This is a genomic window from Chitinophaga sp. 05T412 (genome assembly GCF_056396465.1).
The window spans coordinates 81143-93562 of the sequence record NZ_JBFTLN010000012.1 but is presented as its reverse complement, the minus strand read 5'-3'; the positions used below and the strand labels follow the sequence as shown (position 1 = coordinate 93562).

Sequence of the window (12420 nt, the reverse complement as noted above, 5' to 3'; positions counted from 1 at the left end):
CAAATGATTTTGAAGCAGCTGGTTTACCAACCTGTGTTTTGTACTAAACTTCTGTCGATGGAAAGGGAATTTTCACTGATAGGCCAGAAGTAATTCTTTAACCCAAACTGCTGGTTGAAAATGTTTTTGGGCCTGTAGTAAGTGTCTGCCAGATCCTGACTCACATCCCAGCCTTTAATGGGCCGGTTCAGTAATGTTTGTGCTTCTTTCCAGCGACGCAGATCCCAGAAACGCGGGCCTTCGAAAGCCAGTTCTATGAGCGTTTCCTGGTGGATGATATCTCTCAAACCCCGTTGGGTGGTATATTTTGCGGGGTTGTTAGAATACGTACTCCAGGAGTAGGCCACCGATTTTAGTCCTGCGCCATCTCTTACCAGATCCAGGTATTGCAGTGCTTCGGCCACTGGTCCGCTGGATTCGTTTAATGCCTCTGCATACATCAGGTATAAAGCTGATAGTCGCATAATAGGCCAGGGATAATAGGTTGTTGAATAATCGTTGCCGGTGCCGATCACGTTTTGGAAGTGAATAGGTTTTTTCAGGTAGTAGCCAGTCACCGTGCCGAAGTTGGGTTTGCCGCCGCCATTTTGTTCGTGGTGTTTAGCTTTCAGGTAAAAGAGGTCGCCGGGTTTGCTGTCGTCATATCTTCCMTGGCCATACATAACGCCGCCATCGAATCCCAGATCGGCGTAGAACCGTGGTTCTCTGTTGAAGTTGAGATAGGCCGTAGTATAATCTTTCCGTATGTAGAGGGCGTCGCTATCGCCGGCAATTTTCAAGGTGTAACGGTTGTTGTAGTCGTACGTTTTATCTTCCGAAATAGGGACGCCATGGTTGCTATAAAACATTTCAGCGATATGCAGTGGGGGCGATAGCCAGCCACGAATCCAGGTGATATCGGCATTGGCGGGGTCCCAGGGAGTAGAGATCAGCCACTGGAGATTGGTAGAATTGGTGAGTGTATTGGCCCATATAATGCCACTATTCCATCTTTCACAAAGGTTGTTACGGATGGTCAGTTGTGTGGTGATGGTATCTGTAAGATGATACATCTGAAAATCAGGATGGTATTTGTAAAGATGCATGCCTGTCTGGTGACAGGCGTCTATGGCGCGTTTACAGGCTGCAGCGGCGGAATCCCATTTTGTTTTGGAGAAAACGGTATTGAAAAGTTGTACCCCTTCCTGGCCTTTGAGGCCGCCCTGATCAGTGTTGCCGTTGAACAAGGGACTGGCAGCATATACCAATACTTTTGCTTTTATGGCCAGGGCAATAGGTTGTGTAACACGTCCCAGTTCATTGGCAGGATCTGCGATGACAGGAGGCAGATCACCGATAGATGCATTGAGCAATGACACCATGTAAGCGAAGCAGGAGTCCAATGGTGCGCGTCCCTTGTTTATTTCGTGGCCTTCCGCATTTACCGGCACGTTGGTTTTCAGCAGGGGAATGGGGCCGTACATGGTGACGAGGCAAAAGTTATAATATCCTTTCAGGAATTGCGCTTCGGCGATCCATCTACGTCTTTCCATTTCGCTCAAATCGGGTACCTGGCCAACGTTTTCCAGGAAGATATTACAGTCGCGAATCGCCTTGAAATAATATGCCCAACGGTCGCCGATGGGCGACACGATATTCTGATATCCCTGCGCGATACCGAAGTATCCGCCTTCTGTTGCAAATCTCCACAGTTCATCGCCACCTACCATAGCAGGGTCGTTGTCGAAGTCCCCATTTCTGGGGAGGTAGGAGTAGCAGGTAAACAGGTACTTCTTGGCCTGAATGCGGGAGGTGAAAGCATTATCCAGGGTGGCCACATTATCGGGTACCACGTCCAGGAATTTAGAGCAGGAGCAGCACAGGCATAAGATCAGCCATAAGCAAGTCCTTTTAATTCCACTATCTTTCATGGTAAAATTGTTTTATCGGTTTATCCGGTGGCAGGCCGGCGATTAATTAAAATTGATATTCAGTCCTATGTTCACCACGCGCTGTACCGGGTATCCAAGGCCGTTTCCACCCATTTCCACGTCCCACAGCGTGAACTTGCTGAAGTTGAGCAGGTTGGTGGCATTGAGGTAAATGCGGCATAAAGAGGTATGCATCTTTTTCTGCCAGCGCTTCGGTAGCGTATACCCCAGTTCAATTTGTTTCAGCCGGAGGAAGGTGCCATCACGCATGAACCAGGTGCTGGGCTGCGCATTGTTCCAATTGGTACTGGGGCTCAAACGGGGCCAGAGTGCATGTACATCCTGATGTTCCTCCGACCAGTGACTATCTGCGTACGCCTTCAGCAATTGATTCTGTTGGTTAAAAGGAGAGGTGGCATCAGGATCTATCCAGAAGGATTCGTTGGCCAATCCCTGGAAAAATGTGGAGAAGTCCAGGTTTTTATAGCCTATAGAAAACCCGAACCCATATACGATTTCAGGTACGGTAGGATGACCGATAGGTACCATGTCGGCTTCTGTGATCTGTCCGTCATGGTTTACATCCAGGAATTTGATATCACCGCCGCCGTAGGGGCCGAAGTTCTGTTTGGGGGAGTTGAGTGCTTCTGCGTCGTCTACAAACAGCTTCTCTGCAATGTAGCCGAAAGCCTGATTGATGGACTGCCCTGCCCGATACCGGTATGCCTCTGCGTATTTCGGCTCTTCGTAGTTTTTGTATTTGCTGGTGGCATAGGTAAAGTTGCCCATGACAGCAGCCCAGAAATCATTCCGGAAAAACTGTTTATAGTCGAGCGACAAATCCACCCCGCCAGCAGTAGCTACGCCCACATTGGCCATAACAGGAGCCGCAAAGCCCGCCGATTCGGGAATAGATTTCCGGGTCATGAGAATATGATCGCGGTATTGGGAATAGAATTCTGCCGTAAAATTCAGTTTGTTGAACAACCCCAGATCCAGGGCAATGTTCCGTTGTTTAGCGGTTTCCCAGGTGATATCGGAGTTGGCATACCGGGAGATGGAAATACCGGGAAGGCTGTAAAGGGTGCCAGGATCACGCCCAAAGACCGCGCCTTTGTCGCCGTCATTCATCTTCACATTCGAGAGATAGAAGAACCTGTCCTGCGGCGAACCAATTGCATCATTTCCAATGATACCATAGGTAGCGCGGAACCGCATATTCGTGATCACGTTGTTGAGGGGCTTCATGAAGGACTCGTTGGAAACAGTCCATGCCACCCCGAAGGCGGGGAAGAAGCCGAAGCGGTGGTGCCTGTCGAACCGCTCAGACCCGTTGTACCCAAAGTTGAACTCTGCATAGTAACGCTTGTCGTAGTCATACGTGAGCCTGCCGGATAAGCCCAGGTTGCGGAAGGGGAGCGACTGCTGCAGGTCGCCGGCGTTGGCGTTCAGACGACTTTGCGCCATGAATACCACCATGCCGCTTACGCCACTTTTATCGAAGCTCCGGTCGTAGTTCAGGCGGGACTCCAGGTAGAAGGAGGTGCTGATTGTTTTACCGCCTTCGTTATAGCCCAGGTATTCCGTACCATCGTTAGGATTGATATTAGTCGTAAAGATGGAGTTTGATAATTTGTCGTAGGCATCCAGTTTATACCAGAAGGGGTTGTAATAGCGGCTTACATCGAAGTACGACGTCCGGTTGGTATTCATCATGGCGCTGGCTACCAAACCTGGCGTGATGGCTTTCAGGTTCTGCTTTAGTTCCAATTGTGCCAGCATCAGGGAACGGGAGTAATTCTTATAACCTTTCACCATATCTGCATACGGATTAATGTACTGGCCCTGATCGTAGTTACCGAACATAATATGCTTCACATAGCGGTGTGCATCATCCACAGGGTAAAATGCCGGGAACAACACGGGGTTGGCGCGCATTACCTTCTGGAACATGGTGGCGCCGCCATCGAGCGGGCCGGTATAATCGTCGAAGTTGCCGCTAAGGCGTACCGTCATTTCCGTTGTACGGGTGAGGTTTACATCCACGTTAGACCGGAGGCTGTAGCTATTCAGGCGGATATTGTTATTGAAGTTATTGCGATGGTCTACTTTCATGAGGCCATTATCGCGGTTTAATGCGCCGGATACATAATACCTGGCCACACCGCCGCCGCCACTTACGCTCAGGTTGGCGCGTTGGTTAGAGGTATAATCTTTAAACATGATTTTTCTCCAGTCATTCGCCGGATAGGCGATCGGGTTAGTACCTGCGGCGGTATTCTCAATTTTCTCTTCGGAGTAGGGGAGAATGCCTAGCGGATCGCGGGTAAGCACTGCTTCATTACCCAGTTTCATATAGGTGACCGGATCTGCGAGTTCAATATTTCTGGTGGGGGCAGAAAATGAATTTTCTATACGAAAGGCCAGGTGGGCTTTCCCGATGGCTCCTCCTTTGGTAGTGACGAGGATCACGCCGTTGGCGGCCCGTGAACCATACAAGGCAGTGGCGCTGGCATCTTTCAATATAGAAAAGCTGGCGATATCATCTACCTGGAGACGGGCAAGATCGGTAGTGGTGAGCTCCACGCCATCGATGAGTATCAATGGATCTTTCTTATACCCGAAAGTAGTGACGCCGCGGATAAAGAATTGCGCATTGTCCTGACCCGGTTCCCCGCTTCGCTGGAAGGCGATCACACCGGCAGCTTTGCCGGCGAGTGCGGTGGTCAGGTTACTGGAGGGCACTTTCAGGTCGGCCGGCCGGATGGTGGTAACGGAGCCTACTACATCATTCCTTTTTTTTGTGCCGAAAGCTACTACTACCACATCTTTCAGTTGGCTGGATACGGATTGTAATGTAATGTTTAAAGTAGTTTGGACTCCTACTTTCATGTGTTTCTCAATGTATCCGACGTAACGAAAGATAAGGGAGTCGCCGTTTTGCGCCTCAATAAAATATTTCCCCTGCTCATTGGTAGTGGTTCCCCGGGAGGTGCCCATTACCTGAATGGTGACGCCGGGAATGAAGGAATTGTCGTCTGATGAAGCCACTGTTCCGGTGATGATACTGCGTTGCTGAGCGGATAGCCGGGAGCTTTGCAGTAATATCAGCAGCAGTAATAAGCACTGCTTGTAACGTGGACTTTTTTTAAAGAAGACAAAGAGGGTGCGCGTTAGTAATAACGTCGAGTTTTTCATTATGCTTTACTGTTTGCATTTAATGTAAGTGGTGATAGGCATCTTCAGTTGCCGGTGGCCAGTATCCGGCAATTAAAGGCGTGTTGAAATCTATTTCGGTTGATATTCAATATATTTTTCTATACTATTTCAGGCGAATATTTAGCTATCAGTTCCGTCGCCTTTCGTCCGGTTTACTTCTTCGCCGGACCGGCACAAACGGCCTACCCCCGGCGTTGGTTAGGCCAATCGGGAAGTACCGGAAACATCGGTTGATAGCGGATATCTATGGATTGTATAAAGCAAAATTCTTTTAAATAAGGCGAACAAACCAACACTTTAGAAGATATTACCTGCACTTTTTTGACCATTTTTGAGGAGAGAAAGGAAAAAACACCACCTGTTTGGATAGGGATGTAGGGAGATGTATAAATGATTTTTTAAATCGATAATTATCGATTAATATTGCAGGCATGAACAAGCGCATCGATAGCAGAAAACTGGAGCGGATGAGTAAAGCATTGGGAGATCCATGCCGCCTTAAAATAGTGGAAGCTATCAAAAAGAAGAATGACTGGATGGTGTGTATGGAGCTGATAGAAATGTTTAATCTCGCGCAATCCACTGTTTCCCATCATTTAAAGCAGCTGGTGGATGCTGACCTACTCTTTTTTGAAAAAGACGGACGTAATACCAAATACAGAATCAATAAGGAATCATTTGGCGAATATGCTTTTTATCTGAACAGTTTCGTTTACTGATTTTTTAAGCAATAATCCATCGATACATTTCGTTTTATCGATGGATATTTTTGTAGATAACCAATCGATATTTATAGATTTATAGTTTTTTATTATCTTAAAAATAGATGCTTATATGTTCAACTAATCGATATATATCGATTTGTTGAACATGCTGAAAGAAAATAAACATTTTTTATGAAAACAACTGCTTTTACACTACCATGCCTGGTAGTGCTGCTATCTGCATGCTCATCGGGAGAGCAAACTGCTGCGCCCACAACGATACCATCGCTGAAAGTAGCCAGGGTGGGCAGCGGTGCTACCACCATCCGCAACGAATATCCTGCCACCGTAGAAGGGGGCGCCGACGTGGAAATAAGGCCCCAGGTAAGTGGGGTGCTGGAAAAAATTTATGTCGATGAAGGGACCTTAGTAGCTGCCGGTCAGCCACTTTTTAAGATACAGGATTTCACTTACCGGGAACAACTGAATAAGGCTAATGCCGGACTGCTGGCAGCCAGGGCGGCGGTAGCCAATACACAGCTGGACATAGAGAAAATAACTCCGCTGGTAGAAAATAACGTGGTGTCCGACCAACAACTCAAAACCGCTATCGTCCATCACGATCTCGCCCTGGCCAGGAGGAAAGAAGCCGAGGCACAAGTGGCGGATGCCACCATCAACCTGGGGTATACCATCATCAGCGCACCATTCAGCGGCTATATCGGACGCCTCAATAAGAAAGCCGGTAGTTTGCTGGCTGTCAATGATGTAGCAGAGCTGACAACGTTATCGGATATACGACAAGTGCATGTCTATTTCTCCCTGAGCGAAAGAGAATTTGTTACATGGAAGCAACATCTTCCCGGCAGCAATATCGAAGAGAAGCTGCGTAGCGCACCACTCGTATACCTCACATTGGCCGGTGGGGAAGAATATACTTCGCCAGGGCAGCTGGATATGGTCAATAGCGCCTTTAATAAAACCACTGGCGCCATCACAGTCAGGGCCACCTTCCCGAATAAAGAACGCTTGCTGCGCTCCGGCAACACCGGAAAAATAAGGCTGCAGTTTACCGACCAACAGGCGCTTACTATTCCCCAGGCTGCCACACTGGATGTGCAGGATAAGACTTTTGTTTTTGCCGTAGACGACAGCAGCAGGGTACATAAACGAGCGATCACCATTTCCGGCACCGTCGGCAATCACTATCTCATCAGCGAGGGCCTTGAGAAGGGGAGCAGGATCGTATTGGAGAACCTCGAAACCCTGCAGGAAGGGATGAAAATTCTCCCGGTATCAGCACCGGTGGCACAAGCCCGGTAATCACTTCTCGCCGTAACATTCGATTGTCAGGAACAAAGCATCCTGACAAGGACCCTTATTGTCTTCAAAAAAATAAACGATGTTTAGAAAATTCATTGAAAGACCAGTGCTGGCCACCGTTGTTTCTATTCTCCTGGTGATACTGGGCGTGGTGGGACTGAAAAGTCTGCCTATAGAACGTTTCCCGGATATCGCGCCGCCAATGGTCCAGGTAAGGGCTTATTATCCCGGAGCAAATGCAGGCACCTTATTACGTTCGGTAGCACCGCCATTGGAAGAAGCCATCAATGGCGTGGAAGACATGATCTACATGAGCTCATCTTCCAGTAATGATGGCTCACTCGCCATTACCGTCTATTTTAAACTGGGTACAGACCCTGATATTGCAGCTGTAAACGTGCAGAACAGAGTCGCTTCGGCTACCGGCTCACTGCCACCGGAAGTAGTGCAGGCAGGCATCACCACCCGGAAGGCGCAGAATGGTCTGTTGATGGTGCTCAACCTGTATGGTGATGAAAATAAAGGTTATGATCCCACCTTCATGACTAACTACGCCCAGATCAATATTATCCCGGAAATACGTCGTATCGCCGGTGTAGGTGATGTAGACGTATATGGTAGCAATCATGATTATGCCATGAGAATATGGCTGAATCCTGTGCAAATGGCGACGTATGGTATCACGCCGCAGGAAGTGATGACGGTTATCCAAAACAAAAATCTGGAAGCTGCACCCGGCCGTGTCGGCGAAAGCAGCCCCGTTGCTTTTGAATACGTGATCAGATATCAAGGGAAATACAGCCGGCCGGAAGACTATGAAAATATGGTGATCCGCACCAATCCCGACGGTACCTTACTACGATTAAAAGATATCGCCAAAGTAGTATTGGGATCTTATACCTATGGCAGCTTTAATACGCTGAATGGCATACCCGCGGATGTTGTAGACAGACCCGCTATCACTTTCCGCGTGTGGCAGCTGCCCGGCTCCAATGCCCGGGAAATACAGATACAGGTGGAGGAACTCATGCGAAGGGCGGAAAAGAAGTTTCCTGAAGGGTTGCATCAGCAAACATTACTCCATACTAAGGAAATGCTGGATCAGTCGATAGACCAGGTAATACATACACTAATAGAAGCTTTTATACTGGTGTTTCTCGTGGTGTTCCTGTTTTTGCAGGACTTCCGTTCCACGCTTATCCCTGCTATTGCAGTGCCGGTGGCTATTCTCGGCACTTTCTTTTTTATGCTGATGTTTGGGTTTTCCATCAACCTGTTAACATTGTTTGCACTGGTATTGGCGATCGGGATTGTAGTGGATGATGCTATTGTGGTGGTGGAGGCTATTCATGCCAAGCTGGAACACGAAACATTGTCGCCGCGCGAGGCCACCTTCTCGGCCATGCATGAAATTACCGGCGCTATCATTTCTATTACCCTGGTGATGGCAGCGGTTTTTTTACCGGTAGGATTCATGAAAGGTTCCGCAGGCGTGTTTTACCGCCAGTTTGCCTTTACACTGGCTATCGCGATTTTTATTTCCGCCGTAAATGCGCTGACATTGAGTCCGGCGCTGAGTGCATTATTTCTTAAGAAAACTGCGGTCAAAGGGCCGGCGACTACTTTTAAGCAACGCTTCTTCACGGGTTTTAATACCGGGTTTGAAAGAATGACCAGTCGCTATGGGCAAGCTTTACAGTGGCTGATAAAACATAAATGGGCCAGTCTTACAGGATTATTGTTGGTGATAGTAAGCATGGTGATACTGATGCGTAGAACGCCCACCGGCTTTATCCCTTCTGAAGATATCGGCTTTTGTGTGGTGGCGGTAAACCTGCCTCCAGGTTCTTCCCTGCACAGAACGGAAGCGGTGCTGAAGGAGGTGGCAGATGCCATACGACCGATGGAGTCCAGGAAGATATTTAACGTTGTTTCGGGTGTCAATATCTTCACCGGGGCTACCAGTCCTTCTTCTGGCGCCACGTTTTATATGCCTAAAAAAGACGGTGAGCGAGGCCCTAATAATAGTGTCAATGACATCATGAACGAGATGCGGCAGCGTCTGAAAGCCGTAAAGGGGGCGCAATTCATCGTTTTTACACTACCCACGGTAGCTGGATTTGGCAATGTGGAAGGCCTGGATGTTGTACTGCAGGACAGAACGGGCGGCTCCCTGGATAAATTTGGAGAGGTGTCCGGGAAATTCCTCGAAGCGCTTAACAAAAGAAAAGAGATTGCGATGGCGTTTACTTCTTTCCGCGCCGACTATCCCCAGCTGGACATGCAGATAGACGATGATAAAGCAGCGCAGTTGCAGGTAAGTGAGAAGGATATCCTGCAAACGATGCAGGCCTATTTCGGAAGTGTGCAGGTATCTGATTTTAATCGCTTCGGAAAATATTTCAGGGTGATGGTACAGGCAGGAAAGGAAGACCGTTCCGGGGCTTACTCACTGGAAGGGATATACGTAAAAAATGCGATGCAGGAAATGGTACCTATTCATTCGCTGGTGGAGCTACGAAAGGTGTTGGGCCCTGAAACCATCACCCGGTACAATCTTTTTAACAGCATTGGTATAATAGCCATGCCTAAACCCGGCTATAGCACCGGTGATGCGATCCGGGCAGTGGGTGAGGTGGCGCAGCAATTGCCTGCTGGTTTCGACTATGAATACTCCGGTGTGACGAAAGAAGAAATAGCCTCTGGTGGCCAGGCGGTTGGTATTTTCCTGTTATCGCTGATGTTTGTGTATTTCCTGCTGGCAGCCCAGTACAACAGTTATATTATGCCGCTGGCAGTGCTGTTGTCAGTGCCAACAGGCGTGATCGGCGTGTTTGTGGCTATCCGGATGGCTGGCATTGATAACAATATTTATGTGCAGGTAGCTTTGATCATGCTGATTGGGTTGTTGGCAAAGAACGCCATCCTGATAGTAGAGTATGCATTACAACGCCGGCAGACAGGGAAGTCGTTGGTATCATCGGCCATACAAGCCGCACGGGCAAGGATACGGCCAATTATCATGACTTCTGTCGCTTTTATAGCCGGAATGATTCCGATGATGCGCGCTACAGGGCCTGCGGCTCAGGGGAACCATTCTATTAGTGTGGGCGCCGCCGGGGGAATGCTGAGCGGCGTGGTGCTGGGCCTTTTTATCATACCGGTATTATTTGTGGTGTTCCGTTATCTGCATGAAAAAGTTACACCTGAGGTAAGATAAAACGTACATAGTAACAAAAGTTGACAGTATGTGTGGCTGTCAACTTTTGTTATTATGTTAATATCAGGTCAGTTATAAAAAGTATATAATAATTTAAAAATAGAATTGTTTTTATATCCTCTACGGTGCTGTGTTTCCTCTGAAAATGCTGAATTACGAATGTTTGAATAGATAGGAATGCAAATTATGTTTAGGTAGTAAATAAGATTGTTGTAATAACCTGTTTTTAGGTAAACTTTTCTGTTTTTTTGCTGTTAATCTTAGTAGGAGCTTTTATATCATTACCCCAATTATCCCCCTTACTATTCACTTACGATCAACTGTTTGCTATGATTAAGCACATGAAAGGCATTTTAATCCTGGGAAGCATCTTTATTGCCATCACTGCCAGGTCGCAGGTAGTGGTGCAGGTAAATGCCGGTTCCCGCGCACCGTGGGGAACCAATCAAAACCTGTTTATCGACCAGCAGGGACATTGTGTATTCTATTTGAAGGATATACAAGGGCCGGTAAAGGATTCTTCTTCATTCGACATTCCGGTATCCCAGCTATCGTCTTTTTTAGACAAGGCGAAGCAGGTAGGTTTCTTTAATCTCCGAGAGAAGTATAATGGAGACCTTGCAGATGGCGCCGGTATCTTTTTATCATTGAACAGCGCAGGCCAAAAGCATAGTGTAGAATTGTTGAATACAGATATTCCTGCTGTTCGTGAGCTTGTTGCACAGCTCAATTCCATTCTCGCACCGCGTGGCATAAGGATTAATTACGGTCAATAACCTCTCCCCAAAATAATTTACCATGAAGTACATACTTTTCCTGGCATTAACATTTGCCGGGTTTTTGCTGGTACAGAGTTGTGCCGTTCAAAATCATGCTACCACGGTAGAACGTGATAAAGACAATGGTTGTACAGTACATGTTATACTGCAGATTGGGATAGATGGAACAGATGCGGATGTAATTGCTGTGCGTGAGCAGCTGGAGGCATGTTATGCTAAAAAATGTGTCATACCCTGTGAAAATGATGCATCCAATGGTTGTCAGGTACTCAGTCATGTTAATGTGAAGAAATGGTCTACGCTCAGCGACGATGATAAAAAATCGTTTCACCATATCACGATGATCGATAACGACGGACTGCCTTCCAATGCACATATTGGCACGCCAAATGGTGGCCCGAAAACGGGTACCTGGCGAAGGAATGAGCCTCCAAGAACTTATTGCCATGAAGTATTGCACCTGGCTGGATTAAAGGATCAATACTGCTCCCGGGTGTATGATACTATCACACAAACATCCAGGGTGGAGGTTAGTTGTGTGCCTCCTCCTGATCCGGATGGGGGTGACTGTTGTACCGCCACTGCCGCACAGATACGTTGTGGCCAACCCTGCTCCGGTCATGAAAATGACCTGATGGCCACCCTGACCCCCGAACTATCCTGCGACAATATCCTGGATGTAGTGAAAAAAGCAGGTTTAAACAATTGTCCGGAGGCTTGTTGCCCTCCTCATCGTAATAATTATCATTTAAATTATTTTCCAAAGAACCTGATTTTTATAGGACCCAGTTATGTACACTTTGGCGATAAAGATCTCCATTATGGCAGCTTTGGGGGTACCGGAGAGTATACCCGTTTTTTTACGCCAAAGATTGGTGCTACCCTGGATGTGGGCATTTATTTTCATAATGATAAACAAAATGAATTTACAACCCACTACCAGCAATGGAATATAACAGCGGGGATTACGTACCTGCCAATTACTACGCCCCATCCGCGTCTTATTTTTTCAACGCATGCGTTATTCGGCATTTCAACCTACTCCTATAAATTTACATCCAGTGGATTCAACAGTGACCGCACTACCCAGCATTCATTCACACCAAATATCGGTGTAGCACTGGATTGGCCATTGAGTAAAGCATTTGGCATCCGTTTGCTTCAGGCAGATTACATGCCTACTTTCTTTTCCAGCGCTACTCAAAATAATTTCAGGCTCAGTATAGGAGCCACCTGGCGCTTCTAATCCCCGGGGTACGATATAT

7 protein-coding genes are annotated in these 12420 nt (G+C 47.5%); 5 read left to right on the top strand and 2 right to left on the bottom strand.

Features of this window, described 5'->3' with window-relative positions:
* Nucleotides 1–23: 23 nt before the first annotated feature.
* Nucleotides 24–1910, bottom strand: a complete 1887-nt coding sequence (locus tag AC1DFM_RS24445; protein WP_477079393.1) for a RagB/SusD family nutrient uptake outer membrane protein — start codon at nucleotides 1908–1910, stop codon at nucleotides 24–26.
* Nucleotides 1911–1952: 42 nt separating this feature from the next.
* Nucleotides 1953–5108, bottom strand: a complete 3156-nt coding sequence (locus AC1DFM_RS24440) for a SusC/RagA family TonB-linked outer membrane protein (protein ID WP_477079392.1) — start codon at nucleotides 5106–5108, stop codon at nucleotides 1953–1955.
* A 452-nt stretch (nucleotides 5109–5560) separates the two neighbouring features.
* Here AC1DFM_RS24440 and AC1DFM_RS24435 point away from each other — a divergent pair, with 452 nt between their 5' ends.
* The 5 genes from AC1DFM_RS24435 (at nucleotide 5561) to AC1DFM_RS24415 (ending at nucleotide 12401) form a co-directional block, all read left to right on the top strand.
* Nucleotides 5561–5848: an ArsR/SmtB family transcription factor gene (locus AC1DFM_RS24435; RefSeq protein ID WP_477079391.1), complete on the top strand. Its 288-nt coding sequence runs from the start codon at nucleotides 5561–5563 to the stop codon at nucleotides 5846–5848.
* 177 nt (nucleotides 5849–6025) lie between these two features.
* Complete coding sequence (locus AC1DFM_RS24430) at nucleotides 6026–7156, top strand: efflux RND transporter periplasmic adaptor subunit (RefSeq protein ID WP_477079390.1); 1131 nt, start codon at nucleotides 6026–6028, stop codon at nucleotides 7154–7156.
* 79 nt (nucleotides 7157–7235) lie between these two features.
* Nucleotides 7236–10376, top strand: coding sequence for an efflux RND transporter permease subunit (locus AC1DFM_RS24425; protein WP_477079389.1), 3141 nt, complete (start codon nucleotides 7236–7238; stop codon nucleotides 10374–10376).
* Between the two features lie 329 nt (nucleotides 10377–10705).
* The gene (locus tag AC1DFM_RS24420) at nucleotides 10706–11152 is read left to right on the top strand and encodes a hypothetical protein (RefSeq protein ID WP_477079388.1); all 447 of its coding nucleotides are present in this window, start codon (nucleotides 10706–10708) and stop codon (nucleotides 11150–11152) included.
* Between the two features lie 22 nt (nucleotides 11153–11174).
* Complete coding sequence (locus AC1DFM_RS24415; protein ID WP_477079387.1) at nucleotides 11175–12401, top strand: hypothetical protein; 1227 nt, start codon at nucleotides 11175–11177, stop codon at nucleotides 12399–12401.
* Nucleotides 12402–12420 lie beyond the last annotated feature (19 nt).